Origin of the sequence: Geobacillus genomosp. 3, assembly GCF_000445995.2 — a bacterium.
Lineage (GTDB): Bacteria > Bacillota > Bacilli > Bacillales > Anoxybacillaceae > Geobacillus.
Genome location: NC_022080.4, coordinates 1,747,251 through 1,766,307, shown reverse-complemented (window position 1 = coordinate 1,766,307; position 19,057 = coordinate 1,747,251). Strand labels below are relative to the sequence as shown.

Below are 19,057 nucleotides of genomic sequence, written 5' to 3'. Positions count from 1 at the left end.
AAACAAAAGAACAGGAGAAAGTAATGGCAACAGAGCGGCTGCCACGGTCTGACGGGAATAGAGAGAAGAGGACGAAAAACCCGGGCAAGCGTGTACCCGGGTTTTTCGAATGTCGAAAAAATCGAGCTGTTGAGAACAAGAAACATTCGCATCATTACGCCGTCGTCGTTAAGATCAGCGGCCCGTTTTTCGTAATGGCGATCGTATGTTCATATTGCGCCGAATAAGAGCCATCGACGGTGCGCGCCGTCCAACCGTTTGCGTCCATTTTGCTTTGCCATGCCCCCATGTTGACCATCGGCTCGATCGTAATGACCATCCCTTCCTTTAAGCGCATCCCTTTTCCTTTTTCGCCAAAATGGGGAACGTACGGTTCTTCGTGAATCGTCGGCCCGATGCCGTGTCCGGTGAAATCACGGACGATGGAAAACCCGTGCGGCTCGACGTACGTTTGAATGGCATGGCCGATGTCGCCGATTCGGTTTCCAACGACCGCCTGCTCGATGCCTTTGTATAGCGACTGTTCCGTGACGTGGAGCAGCTTTTGCACATCTTCACTGACATCGCCAACTGCGTACGTCCACGCCGAATCAGCGAGCGCTCCGCGCCAGTTGACCACGAAATCGATCGTGACGATATCGCCTTCTTTAAGCGGCTCGTTGCGTGGAAACCCGTGGCAAATTTCGTCGTTCACCGAGGCGCACGTGGCATATGGGTAGCCGCGGTATCCTTTTTGTTCCGGCTTGGCGCCGTATTTGGCCAAAAACGTTTCGACAAACCGGTCGATTTCCATCGTCGTTACCCCCGGTTTGATGCGCTTGGCGATTTCTTGATGGCAGGCGGCCAAGAGTTTCCCCGCCTCACGCATCAACTGAATTTCCCGTTCCGTTTTGACGTGAATCATGCAACTGTCTCCTTTTCCTTCGGTATGTTTCCATCCTATAGTATTGTAACAAAAACGCCAGTGGTGATAAACTGGCGGGAATATAGGACAAAGAAAAAGGACGCCCGAACAGGCATCCTTTGTTCCGTCGGTTATCGTCTTTCGCCGGCTTGCCCCGGCGTTTACAAGACGGCAAACAACTGCTTTTCTTTATCGGAAATCGTGGATGGAGATGGGGACGGAGCGAGCGGCAAATAAATCGATACCGTCGTTCCTTTATGTATTTCGCTTTCGATTTGAATCGTGCCGTTCATGGATTCAATGATGCGATATGCAACCATCATCCCAAGCCCGGTGCCTTTGATCCCTTTTGTCGTAAAGTACGGCTCGCCAAGCCGTTCAAGTTGTTCTTTCGTCATGCCGACACCGGTGTCGGCAATGCGGATGAGCACACGCCCATTGTCGATCGAGACGTGTATGTGTAACGTTCCGCCGTTTGGCATCGCTTCAATGGCATTTTTGATGACATTGAGCAAACATTGGCGAAACTTTTCGCGCTCGCCGATAACAGAAAAAGGGGCAAGTGTTGTGTGAATATCGACGCAATGCATATTGGCAAGCGGGCGGATGATGTCAATGACCCGTTCGACTTCCAGCTTGACGTTCAGTTTTTCCGGCGTTTCCGGCGCCGGTTTGGCGAAGGTCAAATAATCGGTAATGATCGCCTCAGCCCGGTCGAGCTCTTCCATGGCGATGCGGGCGTACTGACGGCGCTTCTCGGCGGCAAGCGGCTGCTCTTCAATCAGCTGGATGAACCCGCGCGCCGCTGTCAGCGGGTTGCGGATTTCGTGGGAGATGGAAGCCGCCAAATGGGTGACTGCTTCCATTTTCTCGGCGCGAATAATTCGCTTGCGCAGTGCCATGTTATGGTGCACCATCTCGCGGGCGGCGCAAACGATGAGCATGCCTGCCGGTTGTACGAGCAAAAATGTAAGTGAAAGAAGGAGCGGAGGCGGATTGTCGACGATCCACTCTGCCATAGTGACCGTCAATAGGCCGGATGCAAAGCTGAGCAACACCGCCAACAGCACGCGCTGTTTGGACGGCAGCGACACAAACCGTTTCGTCCATAAACTACTGACCGCAGCGATGGCGATGGAAACAACGACAGTAGTCAAAACGCCGGCTCCGCCAAACAATGAGCGGTAGACGATCGTCACGAGCGCCAACAAGGCGGCCGGCCCAGCCCCGCCGTATAGGCTGCCGACCCAAAGCGGAATTTGCCGCAAGTCGAAAATAAAGTCGTTTCCCGCGTTAACCGGAAGGGTGATGCATAAGATGATCACAATCGCGTAACAAGCGGTCGGCAAGTACAAGCGAAGACGCTTCGGCCCTTTTTCTTGTTCCGTCCATAGCGGAACAAGAAACACCGGCAGGAGAATAAAAAACAAGTTTAGCAAAAAGTCTTTTAAAATACTAAGCATCACGGCACCTTCTTTCCAATCGTCAGCTGCATAACTAGAATTTCTACAAAAATTGCGAATATATTACATTGTAACCGGAACATCACTGATCTGTTAAGGTGAAATTGATAGTCTTTTTTTGCTATAAATCTCGTTTTTTCGACAAACATAGGTACAAAGAACTGTTTTTGTTCTTAGTCAAAAATTCCCTTTCATTTTTCATATTATTCTATAATATTTTAATTGTATAGATTTTCTATCAACCTTTTATTTGATATGGAGGGATGTTTTTGAAGAAACGGTCGGTCACATCACTTGTTGCTGCGCTGTCGCTTGGAATGGGTCTATGGGCGGCGCCGGCGGCCGCCCCGCAGGCTGCCAATCCGGAAGCGCCTTTGACGGCCAAGCACGGCGGGCCGGTTGATTTGGCAGTGGCGAATGAAGAGAAGCTGGCTGAGATGTTGAAAAAAAGTGGCAAGCTTCGCGCCGATGCTACCCCGGCTGAAGCGGAAGCGGCGGTGCGCGCTTATTTAAAGCAAAAAGCGGCCCACGCTTCGAAAGAAAAAGGGGAACTGTACGAATACGAGGTAAAGCGGGCCGATGCGCTGCATGAGAACCAACAGAAAAACGGCGTTCTGAACGGAAAAGGGAAAAAGCTTGGGCAAGCAAAAGACCATTCCGTTCCGTCCGTCAAGCCGGAGGCGTGGAACGGAGGCAAGCGGGTTGACCGTGTGCTCGTTTTGCTCATTGAATACCCAGATTTTCCGCATAACAGCATCCAGCCGAATGAGACGGATATGTATTATAAAGATTATACCCGTGAACATTATGAAGACATGATTTTCGGCGGCGATGACGGCTATTACGAAGGGCCGAACGGCGAAAAACTCATTTCGGTGAAAAAATATTATGAGGAGCAATCGGGCGGCAGCTATTCGATCGAGGGAAAAGTGGCCGGCTGGTACAAAGCCCAACATCCCGCTAACTATTACGGCGGCAATGTGCCGGCGCCGGATGGGAATGACGCCAACCCACGCGCGCTTGTGCGCGAGGCGCTGGCGGCGGCAGCCAAAGATCCGACTGTTGATTTGCGCGAGTTTGATCAAGAGGATCGGTACGATTTGGATGGCGACGGCAACTACCGTGAACCGGACGGTTTGATCGACCATTTAATGATTGTTCACTCGAGCGTCGGTGAAGAAGCGGGCGGCGGTTCGCTCGGCGGAGATGCCATTTGGTCGCACCGTTGGAATTTAGGATCGGTCTATCCCATTCCGAACACAACGGCCGATGTGCCGTATTGGCGCGGCCAGCTGGCAGCATATGACTATACAATCGAACCGGCTGACGGGGCGGCAGGGGTGTTCGCCCATGAATACGGCCACGATTTAGGATTGCCGGATGAATACGACACGATTTACTCCGGATTAGGCGAGCCGGTCGCTTATTGGTCCATCATGTCGAGCGGAAGCTGGGCGGGGCGCATTCCAGGCACCGAGCCGACCGGCTTCAGCGCATGGGCGAAACAGTTTTTGCAATCGACGATGCCAGGCAGCAACTGGCTGACCGGGGCGACCGTTGAATGGGATGAGCTTACAAAAGACGGTGTAGACGTATTGCTCGACGAGGCGAGCACGAAAGGGACGAACCACGACGCTGTGCGCATCAACTTGCCGGAGAAAGAAACGGTCGTCACCACTCCGCCAAGCGGTGCGTATGCGTACTTCTCGGGAAGCGGGAACAATCTGGATCATACGATGTCAACGACGCTCGATGTGACAGAGGCATCAACGGTGACGCTGACATTTGACACATGGTATGCGATTGAGAAAGATTGGGATTACGGAGCGGTTGAAGTGAAACCGCATGGCAGCAGCGAATGGACGACGGTTCAAGGAAATATCACGACGACAGGCAACCCGTACGGGCAAAACCCCGGCAACGGCATTACCGGCGCGTCAAACGGTTGGGTGAAGGCGGAATTTGACTTGTCGGCCTATGCGGGTCAAACGATTGATCTCCGTTTCCATTACATCACCGATGTGGCGGTGTCGGAAGCCGGCTGGTATATTGATAACATTCAAGTGGCGGCCGATGGGGCAACCGTGCTTGCCGACGGCGCCGAAGGGGACAGCGCCTTTGCAGTGGAAGGTTTTGAGAAGAGCGATGGCAAGCGGTATTCCGAGCATTACTATTTGCTGGAATGGCGCAACCACCGCGGCGTCGATGAAGGGCTCGCCCACATTTTGCGCGGCGACCGGCTGCTTTCGTACGATCCGGGGCTCGTCGTCTGGTATGTGGACGAAGGGTATGACAACAACTGGACGGGCGTCCATCCGGGCGAAGGGTTCCTTGGTGTTGTCGATGCCGACCAGCATACGTTGAAATGGTCGGGCAACACGACAGCATCGACTCGCTATCAAGTGCATGATGCGGCGTTCAGCCTGCAAAAAGGAGCTCCATTCCGCGTGGCGATCGATGGCTCACAGCTCATTGACCACGATACAGCGCCGACGCCGGTGTTTGACGACAGCCGGGCGTATGACAATAAAGGGGTGGAAGATGCCGGGCGGAACGTGCCCAACTACGGGTTGAAAATCCGCGTCATCGGCGAAAGCGCCGACCGCACTGCGGCGCGCGTGTTGATTTACCGCTGACAACATCATTTGGCGCACGGAACGCTTCCGTGCGCCGAATGATTTATCGACACGTTTTGTCATCCTTTCGTCGAATTTGTTGATTTTTCTTCACTCCTTTTTCCGTCTTTTCCTTTTATAATCATAAGTAGGAATAGATGAGAAGGGAGAGCGAGTGAATGAAGGAATTGTGCCAACAGCTTTCGGCGTGGATTGAGGAGAAGCAGCCGGTACGTGTGCAAACGGTGCAGGGGGAGACGGTCGTGCTGCCAGTCAAGCTGTATCAAGAAGCGCGCAAACTGTTCGTTTACAATCGGCAAATGCGGCTGATGAACATCCCGCTCGATCGGATCATTTCCGTCGAGCCGACGCGCATCACCGGTTCATTTGACCGCCGCGGAGAAGAGGCCGTGATACATACGCGTTAAAACGACAGGAAGGTGTCCTGAAACGGGTCGGGGCACCTTTTCGTATTGGCCGATAACATGCCGTTTTTTGCGACCATGTTCAGGGAAGAAACGGCTTTGGGCCGCTTGATGGCTGTTGCCGCAAGGAAAGAGCCTAGCGGCGTCCGCCTTTGTTGCTGCGTGGGGGCGGGGTGCTGGCTCTGAAAGGCGGTGAAACACGATTGATGCCGCCGAATTCATTCCCTTTGGCTGACAACGAAAAAAGCCGGGTTTGCAAGGTTTTTCAACTTAAGCGGGCTCGTTTGTCACGGCTTTTCCCTAAAACGCCGGCTTCCCAGGCTGCTTTGTCCGTCAGCGCCATCGGCTGAAAAAACACGCTTTCGTTGCGTAAGGGGCAGCGGTCTTTTAGAATGAAAGAGACGAATAACGGACAACAGGGAGGAACGAACATGCACGGCAAGCGAATCGCGCTATGCGCCTCGCGCAAGTTGGACGAGATGGCGACGCTGATCGAAAAGCAAGGGGGGACGGCCGTCATTCGCCCGGCGCAAGGAACGACGTTTCGAAAAGGGGAAGAATTGGGCGTGGAAATGCGGGCGGTGATCGCCATGCGGCCCGATTGGATTGTGTTTACGACCGGAATCGGGGTCGAGGCGCTTTGGGAAGCGGCCGGGCGGGAAGGGATCGCCGATGAATGGCGACAGGCCGTTGAACGGGCCAACATCGCCGTCCGCGGCTATAAAACGGTGACGGCGCTGAGAAAAATCGGCGTCACCCCGGCCGCATTAAGTGAAGACGGAACGACGAAAGGACTGATCCGCGCCCTTGCTGCATACGATGTTGCCGGAAAAAACGTCGTGGCCCAGCTGTACGGCGACACTGCGCCAAAGCTTCGGCAGTTTTTCCTTGCGCGCGGCGCATCGTATACGGAACTGTTGCCATACCGGCACGTCGCCCCGGATGAGGAAACGCTTGAAGCGTTGTACAACGAAGTCGTCGGACGCGAGGTTGATGCCGTCTGTTTTACATCGGCGATGCAAGTCCGCTTTTTCTTTTCGTTCGCCCGTGAAAAAAAGGAGGTCGAACCGCTGCTTGAGGCGTTTCGCACCGATGTTGTCGCCTGCGCCGTCGGCCAAGTGACGCAAGAAGCGCTCGAAGAAGAAGGGGTCAGCCGCGTCATCGCGCCGGAACATGAGCGAATGGGAGCGATGATCGTGACGCTCGCCCGCTATTTTGATGCTTAAGCCCGTTAGAGGGCTTTTTTTGTTTTATATAACTTGTTGATCCTGTTATACAAAAAAACTATTTATTTTAACGTGTTATATTACTCTGTTTAATAAAAAAATTGAAACTGTTTATTTTTTGTCACAGTTTTCCAAGCCTTTTTCACTTATAATGAAAATGGGGGATGCATTTTTTGTATTGGGAGGGGGATGACAATGCTGCCTACGACAAATGAACAAGGCTTTTTTGAGATCCGCCTTGAGTCAATCGGCGGACTCGGGGCCAACTTGGCGGGAAAGATGCTCGCCGAAGCGGGCGTGTTATGGTCGGGGCTTAATGGGTCGAACTTTTCTTCCTATGGCTCCGAGAAAAAAGGAACGCCGGTGAAAAGCTTTATCCGTTTTTGTGAGCCGCATATTGAGATTCGCGATCATAGCCCGATTATGGCTCCACATGTGATCGGCGTGTTCCATGAAGCGCTCGCCAAGATGGTGGACGTGACGAGCGGCCTCGCCGCCGACGGGACGGCGGTCGTCAACTCGACGCGCGAGTTCGCTGAGATTCGCCGCGATTTGCGCCTGCCTTATGGGACGTTGGCTGTCGTCGATGCGCTTGGCATCGCTGTTGAGGAACGGGTGAAAATCAATACACCGATGCTAGGGGCGTTGTTGCGCGTTTGTTCCTTTATTGAACCGGAAGCGATGGAAACGGTTATTCGCCGGACGTTTTCAACGAAGGCGCCGCACTTGATTGAAGCGAACGTTCGCGCGTTTCGCCGCGGCTACGAAGAAGTGCGGTTTCATACTGCTGCCGCTTCCATGGAGGCGAAGAAGTTCGTTCGGCCGCTCCCCCGGTTTGGCTATGAAACCCAGTTAATCGGCGGGGTCATTGTCGCCGGCGGGAACAGTTTGTTGAAGAATGTAAGCGGTTCCCGGCAAGGGTTTTTGCCGCGCTGGGAGGCGGACAAATGCATTCATTGCGTCGCCTGTGACAATGTTTGCCCCGACCTTTGTTTCGTCTGGGAAGAACGGGTGGACAAAAAAGGACGGAAGCAAATGTTTTTAGCCGGTCTTGACTACCAATATTGCAAAGGTTGTTTAAAATGCGTCGAAGCGTGTCCGACGGCCGCCTTAACAGCCGAGCGGGAGACGCCGGGGTTTGCCGAAGCGCATTCGCTGAAATATTCGTTTTCGTTTAGGAAAGGGGGAGCGGAAGCATGGCAATGATTGAAAAAGAGGTCGAGCGGACGAATCGCGCTGTGCAGGAGACGACGTTTGCTTCTGGCAATGAAATGGCGGCGTTGGCGGCGAGCCAAATTAACTATCACATTATGGGGTACTTCCCGATTACCCCATCTACGGAAATCGCCCAACTGCTCGATCAAATGAAGGTGCGGGGGGAACACGATACAAAACTCATTCCCGCCGACGGCGAGCACGGTTCGGCGGGGATTTGTTACGGCGCATCGCTGATGGGCGCGCGCGTACTGAACGCGACGAGCGCCAACGGGCTCATGTATATGCTTGAACAGCTGCCGGTGCAATCAGGCACCCGCTTCCCGATGGTGCTCAATCTCGTCACCCGTTCGGTCAGCGGCCCGCTTGACATTCACGGCGACCATTCTGATTTGTATTTTACACTCAACACCGGCTGGGTCGTGCTGTTGGCCCGGACGCCGCAAGCAGTCTACGATATGAACGTCATGGCGCTCAAAATCGCCGAACACGAAGACGTCCGCCTTCCGGTCATCATCGCCTATGACGGGTTTTTTACGTCGCACCAAAAACGGAAAGTTCATTACTTCCGCGACCGCGAAACGGTGCAGGCGTTTATCGGCCCGCGCAAAGAAGGGTTTCCGACCGCGGCCGATCCGAAACGGCCGGTGACGATCGGGGCGCATATGGGCGGCGATGACTTGATCAACAACCATTATCAGCAATCGGTCGCTTTATACCGGGCCGGCGACGTGTTCCGGCAGGTGGCGGCCGAATACGAAAAATGGTCAGGGCGCCGCTATGAGCCGCTTGATTTGTATCGGATGGACGATGCCGACGTGGCGCTGTTTTTGTTGAACTCGGCGGCTGAGACAGCGAAAGATGTCGCCGACCGCTTGCGGAAACAAGGAGTGAAAGCGGGCGTCGTCAGCCCGAACATCATTCGTCCGTTCCCGGCTGATGAAATCCGGCAGGCACTGAAACACGTGAAAGTGCTCTTAATTGGCGAACGGGCCGATTCGTACGGGGCTTACGGGGCGAACATGACGCATGAAGTGAAAGCGGCGCTGCAGGAAGACCGCGACAATGAGACGATCGTGGTAAGCCGCGTCTACGGCCTTGGAGGCAAAGATTTTTACACCGAAGATGCGGAAGCGTTGTTCCGCATGGCCATCGAGGTGATGGAAAACGGCCGGGCCGAAAAGCCGTTTGACTATTTCGGCCATGTGCCCGGACAGCCTGAACAGCAGCCGAAGCGTCTGCTTGAGCCGCTCCACGGCGATGCGTTCCGCACCGGGCTGATCCATGTGGCAATGGATGAAAAAACGAAACGGTTGAATGTGAAAATTCCGCCGCTTAGGGCGCTGACCGCCAAGCCGAAGCGGCTCGCCCCGGGGCATGGGGCATGTCCGGGATGCGGCATTTTCCCAGGGCTTGAACTCTTTTTCAAAGGAATTGAAGGCGATATCGTCGTCTTGTTCCAAACCGGGTGTGCGTATGTCGTCTCCGCCGCTTATCCGTACAGCGCGCACAAACAGACGATGGTGCACAACTTGTTCCAAAACGGGGCGGCGACGCTGTCGGGGATGGTTGAAGCCTTCTTTGAACTGAAACGGCGCGGGGAACTGAACGTATCGGACGATGTAACGTTTGTGATGGTGACGGGCGACGGCGGAATGGACATCGGCATGGGGTCGGCCATCGGGGCGGCGCTGCGCAACCATAAGCTTATCATCATTGAATATGACAATGAAGGCTATATGAACACCGGGGCGCAAATGTCGTATTCCACCCCGATGGGGCACATGACCACCACAACCGGGGTCGGGAACACGCAGCGCGGGAAATCGTTCCACCATAAAGATACGCCGCAAATTATGGCGGCGACGAATATCCCTTATGTTTTCACCGGTACGGAGGCGTTTCCGCAAGACTTGGTGAAAAAGGCGGCGAAAGCGCAATGGTACGCCCAACATGAAGGGACAGTGTACGGCAAGCTGCTCATCACTTGCCCGTTGAACTGGAAATCGGAGGAGCGATACGGGGAAAAAATTTTGGAGGCCGCTGTGAATTCGTGTTTCTTCCCGCTGTATGAAGTGGAACGGGGGAAAACGACGATCACGTACGACCCGGAAGCGAAAGGGCGCCGCGTCCCGTTAAGTGAATGGTTGAAGTACATGGGGAAAACGAAACATTTGTTGCAGAAAGAAAACGAGGGTCTGCTACACGAGTTAGAACAAGAGGTCGAGCGGAGATGGAGCATTTTAAAAGCGAAACATGAGCATCCATATTTATAAGAAGCAGCGGTTCGCTGTTTTTGTTGCACGCTTGTTGCGTGCCCTTTTTTTGCCGAGGTGTGTGATATCGCTCACAACGGCGAAGGCGTCACCCGCGGTATAATGGAGGCAACGAACCGAGCAAAAGGAGGAGTCGATGATGCATTCGTTTTGCCATATGGGAGGTCCTGAAGGAGTAAAACTATGCGCCGGGTTGGCGCAACTAAAGCAGGAGCATGGCCCGTTGCGCGCCCAAATGGAGCAGCTGCTCGCCACAGCGGAAGCGATCGGCCAAGGGGCAGACCGTAACTGGCGTGAGCCGCTCGCTGAGCTGCGGAAAAAAACAGCGTCATTTGTTGCGGTGTTGGATCCGCACTCTGAGCGGGAAGAGGGCGTCTTATTCCCGATGATGGCCGAATACATCGGGCGGACGAGCGGGCCGATCGCGGTGATGGAATACGAACACGAGCAGGCGAAAGCGCGTCTTTCGATGTTTTTGGAGAAAACCACCCATTTGCCGGAAACGGTGGACAGCGAACAGGCGTTAACGCTCGCCGGCGCGGTCATTGAGGCGCATCATATTTTGGATGAGCATTTTATGAAGGAAGAAAATGTGCTGTTTCCGATGGCGGAGCGGCTGTTATCGGCTGAGGAGAAAGAGGAGTTGTTGGCACGCATTAACGAGTGACGATGGAACGAAAAACGGGATGCTCCATATAAGGAAGCATCCCGTTTTCTTCATGGCGCGCCGATTGATCAGTTTGGCGCCGGACCGTGATGGAGAGGAACGGGATGCGGATGAACGGCATCCCGTTTTCTGTGATGACGGTCTCGGGTGTGGGTTTCATGCTGTTTCCCGCTTACTGGGCGCGGTCAAGCGAATCAACGGATTTTGGCACCCGCTTCCGGTAGACGACGTAGCTGCGCTGCAAGTAGCGGAGCGGGAAACTGAATACGTGAACGAGACGGGTGAACGGCCAGACGGCGAACAAGCCGAACGCGGACAGAATATGGATTTTGAACCAAAGCGGCACCGTTTCCATGTAGGCTGGGTCCGGACGGAACGTGAGAAGGCCGCGGAACCATGGACCGATCGTCGTCCGGTAGTCAAAGCCGTGTGAGTTGACGTTCAGCAGCGTCGATGATAACCCGCTCGCGATCACGGCGAGCAAAAATCCGAGCGCGACCCAGTCGCCGGTGCTGCTTGTCACCCGCACGCGTTTGACCGTCAGGCGGCGGCGGAATAAGATGACCAACCCAACAAACGCGGCCAAGCCAGCCGGAATGCCGCCCGCCAAGGCGATGACGTGGTATGTCTCCTCCGTCACGCCAAGCGCTTCATAAAACGGCTCAGGAATGAGAATACCCATCACATGGCCGACAAACACGAACAAAATGCCCCAGTGAAAGAGCAAGCTGCCAAGGCGCAGCTGTTTTTTCTCCAACAGCTCGCTCGATTTGGACGTCCAACCAAACTGGTCGCGCTGGTAGCGCCAAATATGGCCGGCGACAAATAGGACAAGCGCCAAATACGGAACAATCACCCAGAGAAATTGGCTAACCATGCCGTTGCACTTCCTTTCGGAATCGGCGTCACGCCGAGTTGAGTTAATGTGTGATTCAACACTTGAAACAGCTGGGCATATGGGCTGCCCGCCGCGGCCAGCCGGTCGCCGATTTCACGGATGTGGCTGGCATAGTCGGCAAGCAAGGCGATGGCATGCTCCTGATCCGCATACGCCATCCATTCGAGCATCAGCGGCAAGTAGTCGGGCAGTTCGTGATCGGGGATGGCGAATCCTGCCGCTTCGTAGCGCGCTTTTAAGGCGACGAGTTCAACCCCGCGCTCCCGCTGTTCGCCGTTCGTCATATACGTCAAGTACAAATTCGTTTTTTTGCCGAAATCAAACGTGTCCACATACCGCTCCATCCGCTTTCGGGCCGGGATGGCGGCGATTTGTTCAGCAAACGACAAAAGCGGCGTACGAACGGCCTCATCGTCAAGCGAGCGGATGGCGTCTAAGCAGTCTGAGAGCGATTCGGCCCACTGTTCGTCCGGATAAGACAACAAATACGACACACACAAAAAGATCGTTTGTTGTTGTTCGCTGTTCATCATAAATCCTCCATTTTTATTGTTCAAGGGGAAAGGGGGCGGGGCCCCGCCTTCTCCCTCTACAGCGTGCCGCAAGCGCCCGGGCCGCCGGCGAATGCCAGTCCGCAGCTGCCTTGTTCCGCATACAAGTCGGCCACTTCTTCGCGGTGCGACGCCGGGATAACAAAGCGGTCTTCGTATTTGGCGATCGCAAGCAGGCGGTACATTTCTTCGATATCTTCGCGGCTTAAGCCGAGCGATTCGATGAGGCGAATGTCCGGTTGTTTGTTTGTTTGTATCGCCCGCATGTACGAACGCATCGCCGCCATTTTTTTCAATGTCGTGCGGATATGCGCCGTATCGCCCGCCGTCAACAAGTTCGCCAAATATTCGATCGGAATGCGCATGTTGTCAATCGCCGGGAAAATGTCATCGGCGCTGGCGTTGCTTCCTTTTCCTTCGATCGTATTCATGATCGGGCTAAGCGGCGGAATGTACCACACCATCGGCAGCGTCCGGTATTCCGGATGGAGCGGCAAGGCGATTTTCCAGTCGACGATCATTTTGTAAATCGGCGAACGCTGCGCGGCGGCGATCCATTCGTCCGGAATGCCGGCTTCTTTCGCGGCGGCGATGACGGCCGGATCGTTCGGATCAAGGAAAATATCAAGCTGGGCGTGGTACAGCTGTTTCTCATCTGCGACGCTCGCCGCTTCTTTCACTTTATCTGCGTCATACAACATCACGCCGATGTAGCGGATACGGCCGACGCATGTTTCCGAACAAATCGTCGGCAAACCGGCTTCGATGCGCGGGAAGCAGAGGGTGCATTTTTCCGCTTTGTTCGTCTGCCAGTTGAAATACACTTTTTTGTACGGGCAGCTTGTCACGCAATACCGCCATGCGCGGCAGGCGTTTTGGTCGACGAGGACGATGCCGTCCTCGTCGCGTTTGTACATGGCGCCTGACGGGCAGCTTGATACGCATGACGGATTGAGGCAATGTTCGCAAATGCGCGGCAAGTACATCATAAAGACGTCCTCAAATTCCGCCTGAATCGACTCCTCCATTTTGACGACGTTCGGGTCGCGCAGCCCTGTGACGTGGGCGCCGGCCAAGTCGTCTTCCCAGTTCGGCCCCCATGACAGTTCCATCCATTCGCCGGTGATGCTGGATTTCGGCCGGGCAACCGGTTGGTATTGTTTTTGCGGGCTGTTCGTCAATGTTTCATAGTCGTAGTTCCACGGCTCGTAATAATCGTCGATCGTCGGCTGGTACGGGTTGTAGAACAAGTTGACGAGCCGCGTCGCCTTCGGGCCGGACTTGAGCCGCAATTCGCCGTTTTTCAACTCCCAACCGCCTCTATATTTCTCTTGGTCTTCCCATTGTTTCGGGTAGCCGATTCCCGGTTTCGTTTCCACGTTGTTAAAGTACATGTATTCAGCACCAGGGCGGTTCGTCCATGTGTTTTTGCATGTGACGCTGCATGTGTGGCAGCCGATGCATTTGTCCAAATTCATCACCATGCCGACTTGCGCTTTAATCTTCAAGCCAATCAACCTCCTCGAGTTTGCGGATGACGACGTACAAGTCGCGTTGGTTGCCCGTCGGTCCGTAATAGTTAAATCCGTAGCTTAATTGTGCATACCCGCCGATCATGTGCGTCGGTTTCACATGAATGCGCGTCGGGCTGTTATGCGTGCCGCCGCGGTTGTTCGTCAGCTTCGTGCCCGGCACGTTAATATGGCGGTCTTGCGCGTGATGCATGAACGCCATGCCGCGCGGCAGCCGGTGGGAGACGACAGCGCGGGCGACGACGACGCCGTTTTCGTTGAAACATTCGATCCAGTCGTTGTCGCTGATGCCGGCTTCCGCCGCGTCATCTTTGTTCATCCAGACGGTCGGCCCGCCGCGGAAAAGCGTCAACATCGGCAAGGAATCGAAATACATGCTGTGGACCGACCATTTGTTATGCGGCGTCAAATAGTTCAGGACGACTTCTTTGCCGTTTTCTTCAGGGCGTTTGTTTGAAAACGGACGGTGCGGCAACACCGGTTTGAACGTCGCCATCGCTTCGCCGAACTCGTGCATCAGTTCGTGGTCGATGTAATACGACTGCCGGCCGGTTAACGTCCGCCACGGAATGAGCCGTTCGACATTCGTTGTAAACGGCGAGTAGCGCCGCCCGCCTTTTTCCGAGCCGCTGAACGCCGGCGAGGTGATGACCGTTTTCGGCTGGGCGGTGATTTGTTCGAATGTAAAGCATTCTTCTTCGCGCTCTTTCGCTAAATCGGCGAGTTCTAGATCCGTCTTTTTCTCGAGCGCTTCCCACGCTTTGACGGCCATTTTCCCGTTGGTGGTCGATGACAGCGTCAAAATCGCTTCCGCCGCTTTTTTCGCCTCGCTAATGTCCGGGCAGCCATCGGCGATCGAAGCGCGCCGGACGGTGCCGAGCCGGCGTTTCAATTGTTCGTACTCGTCTTTCGCCGACCAAGAAATCCCTTTTGTGCCGATCGGTTGGCGGGCGACGTTCGGACCTAAGGCGGTCATCTGGTCGTAAATCAGCGTATAGTCGCGCTCGATGACGTGAATGTTCGGCATCGTTTTGCCCGGGATCGGTTCGGTTTCTCCCTTGCTCCAGTCTTTCACTTCACCGAACGGCTGCGCGAGCTCTTGCGCCGTATCGTGCAGCAGCGGGGTGGCGACGACTTCTTTCATCGGCTTTAAGCCGGCTTGTTTCGCCACATCGGATACCGCTTTGGCGAGCGATTTGAAAATATCCCAGTCCGAGCGCGCTTCCCAAAGCGGAGGCACGGCCGGGTTGAACGGATGGACGAACGGGTGCATGTCGGTGCTGCTTAAGTCGTGTTTTTCATACCAAGTCGCCGCCGGCAAGACAACGTCCGAGTAAAGCGCCGTTCCGGCCATGCGGAAGTCTAGGTTGACGAGCAAGTCGAGCTTGCCTTCCGGCGCTTCGTCGCGCCAACGGATTTCTTCCGGGCGCAGGCTGTCGCGGTCGTCGTTTAACAAGCCGTTCGTTGTGCCGAGCAAATGTTTTAAGAAATATTCGTGTCCTTTGCCGGAGCTTGAAATTAAGTTGGCGCGCCAGACGATCAAGTTGCGCGGGAAGTTGGCCTCATCGTCCGGATCTTCAATGGCAAACTGCAGCTTTTTCTCTTTCAGCTGTTTCGCGACATAGGCGCCGATTTCTTCCGGCGTGCGGGCTCCATGGCGCACCGCTTCTTCATACAATTCAATGCCGTTTTTGTTAAACGTTGGGTACGACGGCAGCCAGCCGAGCCGCGCAGCCAAGACGTTGTAATCGCCCGGATGCGAGTAGCGCGATTTGTTGGCCAATGGCGAGACGAGCCCATCGACGGGCTGCTGTTCATAACGCCACTGGTCGGTCGCAAAGTAGAAGAACGATGTGCCGTTTTGCAGTTTCGCCGGCCCGACCCAGTCGCGGGCGGTGGCGATCGTTTGCCATCCTTCCGCCGGCCGCAGCTTCTCCTGCCCGACGTAATGCGCCCAGCCGCCGCCGTTCACCCCTTGGGCGCCGACGAACAACACTAAGTTCAACACAGCGCGGTAAATCGTATCGGAGTTGTACCAATGGTTGATTCCCGCGCCGACGATAATCATCGACCGGCCGTTTGTATCAATGGCGTTGTCAGCGAATTCGCGGGCGATTTTGACGACAAGTTCGCGCTTGACGCCGGTGATGGCCTCTTGCCACGCCGGGGTGAACGGAACGTTGTCATCGTACGAGCGGGCGACCGTGCCGCCGATGCCGCGGTCGATGCCGTAGTTGGCCAAAATTAAATCATAGACAGTTGTGACATAGACGTCGCCCGTTTCGGTTTGCACTTTTTTGACTGGAACGGCGCGCTCGATCGTTTTGCCGCCCTCATCAGTGAAATACGGGAGCTGGATGGACATGACCTCATCTTCGCACCCTAAAAACGACAGGCGCGGCTCAAGCGGCTGTCCCGTTTCCTCATCGACAAGGCGCAAGTTCCATTTTCCTTTGTCTTCCCAGCGCGTGCCGATCGTTCCGTTCGGCACGGCAAACGAATCGGTGTTCTCATCGTAGACGACCGGTTTCCATTCAGCGTTTCCGGCTGGTTTGCCAAGATCTTTCGCCAAGAGGAAGCGGCCGGCCGTCCATGCGCCGCCGTCTTGTTTTAAGGTGACGACGAACGGAAAATCGGTGTACGTTTTCGCATATTGTTCAAAATATGGAATGGTTCGTTTGACATAATATTCGTTTAAAATGACGTGCCCCATCGCCATTGCCAAGGCGCCGTCCGTTCCTTGCTTCACCGACAGCCAGTCGTCGGCGAATTTCGTCGACTCGGCGTAGTCCGGGCTGACGGATACAACTTTTGTGCCGCGGTAGCGCACCTCAGCCAAAAAGTGGGCGTCCGGCGTCCGGGTGAGCGGGACGTTCGAGCCCCATGTGATGATATAGCCGGCGTTGTACCAGTCACTCGATTCCGGCACATCGGTTTGATCGCCCCAAATTTGCGGCGAGGCCGGCGGCAAGTCGGCATACCAGTCGTAAAAGCTTAACATCGGTCCGCCCATCAGCTGCATAAACCGCGACCCGGCGGCATGGCTGACCATCGACATCGCCGGAATCGGCGAGAAGCCGACGTTGCGGTCCGGTCCATATTTCACAACCGTGTACAACAAGGAAGCGGCAACCAGTGTCAACGCTTCATCCCAGCTGATGCGGACAAACCCGCCTTTTCCGCGCGCTTGTTTGTAGCGTTTTGCTTTTTCGCGGTCTTCGACGATGCTTTTCCACGCTTCAAGCGGGTTGTTCGGATGAGCTGCGAGCGCCTCGCGCCACATGTCGATCAACACGCCGCGCACGTACGGATATTTGACGCGCAGCGGGCTGTACATATACCACGAGAAGCTCGCGCCGCGCGGGCAGCCGCGCGGTTCAAAGTCCGGCATATCCGGCCCGGTCGACGGGTAGTCGAGCTGCTGCCCTTCCCATGTGACGATGCCGTTTTTAACATAAATGTTCCAACTGCATGACCCGGTGCAGTTGACGCCATGGGTCGAGCGGACGACTTTGTCGTGCTGCCAGCGGCGGCGGTATGCGTCTTCCCAGGCGCGGTCGCCGTAAGTTGTCTCACTGTGGCCGTCGGCTTGGCGCTCAACCGGCCGAATATATTTGAAACGGTTGGTGAGCGGGGATCGTTTTCGTTTCATTTCGTTCACTCCTTATTTGCGTTTTGTACTTTTAACTATAGCCATGATGTCAATAACGCGATGTTAACTTTGTCACACTTCGCGGCATTGTCACAAATTCGTCAAAGAAACGAACAAATATTCTTTCGTGTGGTATAATGGGGAAAACGAGGGAGGTTTGAGGGGATTTTTGTGCGATATTCAAGTCATGTCATTGCTTCGTTATGTCTCGGCGCGGCAGCGGCAGCGCATACGGCGCTGCCGTTTACCGCTGCTTATACGGCGGGGCTTGCCATCGGCAGCTTGCTTCCGGATATTGATGAGCCGTCTTCCTATGTCGGACGCCGTTCGTTTGGCATTTCAGGCAAAGTGAAAGAAGCGTTCGGCCATCGCGGCATGACCCATTCGCTCATCGTCTGGGGGGGGCTCGCCGCGCTCGTCTGGCGCGACTCGGCGTCGCCGTTTGCCGCGGGGCTTGTGCTCGGCTACTTGTTTCATATTGTGGAAGACTTTTTTTCCGTCCAAGGAGTGCCGCTGTTTTGGCCGTTTTCATCGAAGCGGTGGAAAGTGCCGCTCTATCGGACAGGAAAAGGGATGGAAAAAGCGCTTGTGTACATGGCATTAGCCGGATTCGTATACTTTGGCGTCAACGGCTTGTTCCGGGAATGGTGGCGGTCGCTGCTGTTCGGTTGGTAAGTTCGGTTATAGTGGGGAAAAAGAGGAAATAGAAGGGACGGCGGCGAATACGTATAACGAAGGGACAAAAGAGACGGGGGAGAGAGGAAGATGCGCGAACAATATCCGGTGCTTCCCGGCGCCGAGCCGTTTTATGCCGAACATGGGCCGGTCGGGGTGTTGCTCGTACACGGATTCACGGGCACGCCCCACAGCATGCGTCCGCTCGCTCAGGCGTATGCGAAGGCGGGGTATACGGTTTGCCTGCCGCGCTTGAAAGGGCATGGAACGCATTACAAAGAGATGGAGCAGACGACGTTCCATGATTGGATTGATTCGGTTGAGGAAGGATATGAATGGCTGAAAGAACGGTGCGGGACGATTTTTGTCACCGGGCTGTCGATGGGCGGGACGCTGACGCTTTACATGGCGGAACGGTATTCGTCCATCCGCGGCATCGTGCTCATTAACGCGGCGATTGACATTCCGGCCATCCGCACCGGGATGGCGGCCGAAGGCGAAGTGCCGCGATATTTGGACTCAATCGGCTCCGATTTGAAAGATCCGGAGGCAAAAGAGTTGTCGTACGAGAAAACGCCGACCGCTTCGCTCGTGCAGTTGGATGGGCTGATGGAGCTGGTGAAAAGCGAGCTGGAACGCGTGGCATGCCCGGCGTTGATTTTCGTCTCGGACGAGGACCATGTCGTGCCCCCTGAGAACGCCGATATCATTTTTCGCGGCATTCAATCGTCAGACAAAGAGATCGTTCGGCTCGAAAACAGCTATCATGTCGCGACGCTTGATTACGATCAACTGTTCATAATCGAGCGGTCGCTCCAATTTTTCGCCAAGCACTCGGGATAACCGGGTCGATTTTGCGCCCATCCTGGCCAAAACGGGATGGGTCATTTCTTTTTCATTGGTCGTTATGTTTCTCAAAAAAATGGATGGCTGTTTCCGAAAGATTGTTCTAAACTTT

Annotated in this window: 15 protein-coding genes; 8 read left to right on the top strand and 7 right to left on the bottom strand. The window is 54.9% G+C overall.

Annotation, left to right across the window (positions count from 1 at the left end):
• Window positions 1–154: 154 nt before the first annotated feature.
• Together map and M493_RS08790 are read right to left on the bottom strand one after the other, a co-directional pair.
• Window positions 155–904: a type I methionyl aminopeptidase gene (gene map, locus M493_RS08795; protein ID WP_020959966.1), complete on the bottom strand. Its 750-nt coding sequence runs from the start codon at window positions 902–904 to the stop codon at window positions 155–157.
• A gap of 161 nt (window positions 905–1,065) precedes the next feature.
• Complete coding sequence (locus M493_RS08790) at window positions 1,066–2,367, bottom strand: ATP-binding protein (protein ID WP_020959965.1); 1,302 nt, start codon at window positions 2,365–2,367, stop codon at window positions 1,066–1,068.
• 269 nt (window positions 2,368–2,636) lie between these two features.
• On the opposite strand from M493_RS08790, the gene M493_RS08785 reads away from it, so the two are divergent.
• The 6 genes from M493_RS08785 to M493_RS08755 all read left to right on the top strand — a co-directional run bounded on the left by M493_RS08785 (window position 2,637) and on the right by M493_RS08755 (window position 10,791).
• Window positions 2,637–5,003, top strand: a complete 2,367-nt coding sequence (locus M493_RS08785) for an immune inhibitor A domain-containing protein (protein ID WP_041267912.1) — start codon at window positions 2,637–2,639, stop codon at window positions 5,001–5,003.
• Window positions 5,004–5,161: 158 nt separating this feature from the next.
• Window positions 5,162–5,410: a hypothetical protein gene (locus tag M493_RS08780; protein ID WP_020959963.1), complete on the top strand. Its 249-nt coding sequence runs from the start codon at window positions 5,162–5,164 to the stop codon at window positions 5,408–5,410.
• Window positions 5,411–5,838: 428 nt separating this feature from the next.
• On the top strand, window positions 5,839–6,633 hold the full coding sequence (locus M493_RS08770; protein WP_023817629.1) for a uroporphyrinogen-III synthase: 795 nt from the start codon (window positions 5,839–5,841) through the stop codon (window positions 6,631–6,633).
• 189 nt (window positions 6,634–6,822) lie between these two features.
• On the top strand, window positions 6,823–7,839 hold the full coding sequence (locus tag M493_RS08765) for a 2-oxoacid:acceptor oxidoreductase family protein (RefSeq protein ID WP_200865264.1): 1,017 nt from the start codon (window positions 6,823–6,825) through the stop codon (window positions 7,837–7,839).
• Window positions 7,830–10,124, top strand: a complete 2,295-nt coding sequence (locus M493_RS08760; protein ID WP_020959959.1) for a thiamine pyrophosphate-dependent enzyme — start codon at window positions 7,830–7,832, stop codon at window positions 10,122–10,124. The genes M493_RS08765 and M493_RS08760 overlap by 10 nt, the downstream gene beginning before the upstream one ends.
• Before the next feature lie 139 nt (window positions 10,125–10,263).
• Window positions 10,264–10,791, top strand: coding sequence for a hemerythrin domain-containing protein (locus M493_RS08755; RefSeq protein ID WP_020959958.1), 528 nt, complete (start codon window positions 10,264–10,266; stop codon window positions 10,789–10,791).
• Here M493_RS08755 and M493_RS18555 read toward each other — a convergent pair.
• Genes M493_RS18555 through M493_RS08735 form a run of 5 tightly spaced genes read right to left on the bottom strand, consistent with a single transcriptional unit; the run spans window position 10,781 to window position 17,424 of the window.
• Window positions 10,781–10,951 carry a hypothetical protein gene (locus M493_RS18555; protein WP_020959957.1) on the bottom strand — a complete coding sequence of 57 codons (171 nt, stop codon included), beginning with the start codon at window positions 10,949–10,951 and terminating at the stop codon, window positions 10,781–10,783. The two genes, M493_RS08755 and M493_RS18555, sit on opposite strands and share 11 nt — an antisense overlap.
• 12 nt (window positions 10,952–10,963) lie before the next feature.
• Complete coding sequence (gene narI, locus M493_RS08750) at window positions 10,964–11,668, bottom strand: respiratory nitrate reductase subunit gamma (protein WP_020959956.1); 705 nt, start codon at window positions 11,666–11,668, stop codon at window positions 10,964–10,966.
• The gene (narJ, locus tag M493_RS08745) at window positions 11,644–12,219 is read right to left on the bottom strand and encodes a nitrate reductase molybdenum cofactor assembly chaperone (RefSeq protein WP_020959955.1); all 576 of its coding nucleotides are present in this window, start codon (window positions 12,217–12,219) and stop codon (window positions 11,644–11,646) included. The genes narI and narJ overlap by 25 nt, the downstream gene beginning before the upstream one ends.
• Before the next feature lie 59 nt (window positions 12,220–12,278).
• A complete protein-coding gene (gene narH, locus M493_RS08740; protein WP_020959954.1) occupies window positions 12,279–13,748 on the bottom strand; it encodes a nitrate reductase subunit beta in 1,470 nt (489 codons plus the stop codon).
• The gene (locus M493_RS08735; RefSeq protein ID WP_020959953.1) at window positions 13,738–17,424 is read right to left on the bottom strand and encodes a nitrate reductase subunit alpha; all 3,687 of its coding nucleotides are present in this window, start codon (window positions 17,422–17,424) and stop codon (window positions 13,738–13,740) included. The genes narH and M493_RS08735 overlap by 11 nt, the downstream gene beginning before the upstream one ends.
• Before the next feature lie 171 nt (window positions 17,425–17,595).
• Between M493_RS08735 and M493_RS08730 the strand changes: the two genes are divergently transcribed.
• Entirely contained in the window at window positions 17,596–18,099 is a 504-nt protein-coding gene (locus M493_RS08730) for a metal-dependent hydrolase (RefSeq protein WP_020959952.1), read from the top strand.
• Window positions 18,100–18,189: 90 nt separating this feature from the next.
• Window positions 18,190–18,942 (top strand): alpha/beta hydrolase, encoded by a 753-nt coding sequence (locus M493_RS08725; RefSeq protein ID WP_020959951.1) that lies wholly within the window; start codon window positions 18,190–18,192, stop codon window positions 18,940–18,942.
• Window positions 18,943–19,057: the final 115 nt, after the last annotated feature.

Excerpts from the sequence above, each read along its gene's own strand:
- map (WP_020959966.1), bottom strand. The coding sequence starts at position 904 with ATGATTCACGTCAAAACGGAACGGGAAATTCAGTTGATGCGTGAGGCG.
- M493_RS08790 (WP_020959965.1), bottom strand. The coding sequence starts at position 2,367 with ATGCTTAGTATTTTAAAAGACTTTTTGCTAAACTTGTTTTTTATTCTC.
- M493_RS08780 (WP_020959963.1), top strand. The coding sequence starts at position 5,162 with ATGAAGGAATTGTGCCAACAGCTTTCGGCGTGGATTGAGGAGAAGCAG.
- M493_RS08770 (WP_023817629.1), top strand. The coding sequence starts at position 5,839 with ATGCACGGCAAGCGAATCGCGCTATGCGCCTCGCGCAAGTTGGACGAG.
- M493_RS08765 (WP_200865264.1), top strand. The coding sequence starts at position 6,823 with ATGACAATGCTGCCTACGACAAATGAACAAGGCTTTTTTGAGATCCGC.
- M493_RS08760 (WP_020959959.1), top strand. The coding sequence starts at position 7,830 with ATGGCAATGATTGAAAAAGAGGTCGAGCGGACGAATCGCGCTGTGCAG.
- M493_RS08755 (WP_020959958.1), top strand. The coding sequence starts at position 10,264 with ATGCATTCGTTTTGCCATATGGGAGGTCCTGAAGGAGTAAAACTATGC.
- M493_RS18555 (WP_020959957.1), bottom strand. The coding sequence starts at position 10,951 with ATGAAACCCACACCCGAGACCGTCATCACAGAAAACGGGATGCCGTTC.
- narI (WP_020959956.1), bottom strand. The coding sequence starts at position 11,668 with ATGGTTAGCCAATTTCTCTGGGTGATTGTTCCGTATTTGGCGCTTGTC.
- narJ (WP_020959955.1), bottom strand. The coding sequence starts at position 12,219 with ATGAACAGCGAACAACAACAAACGATCTTTTTGTGTGTGTCGTATTTG.
- M493_RS08735 (WP_020959953.1), bottom strand. The coding sequence starts at position 17,424 with ATGAAACGAAAACGATCCCCGCTCACCAACCGTTTCAAATATATTCGG.
- M493_RS08725 (WP_020959951.1), top strand. The coding sequence starts at position 18,190 with ATGCGCGAACAATATCCGGTGCTTCCCGGCGCCGAGCCGTTTTATGCC.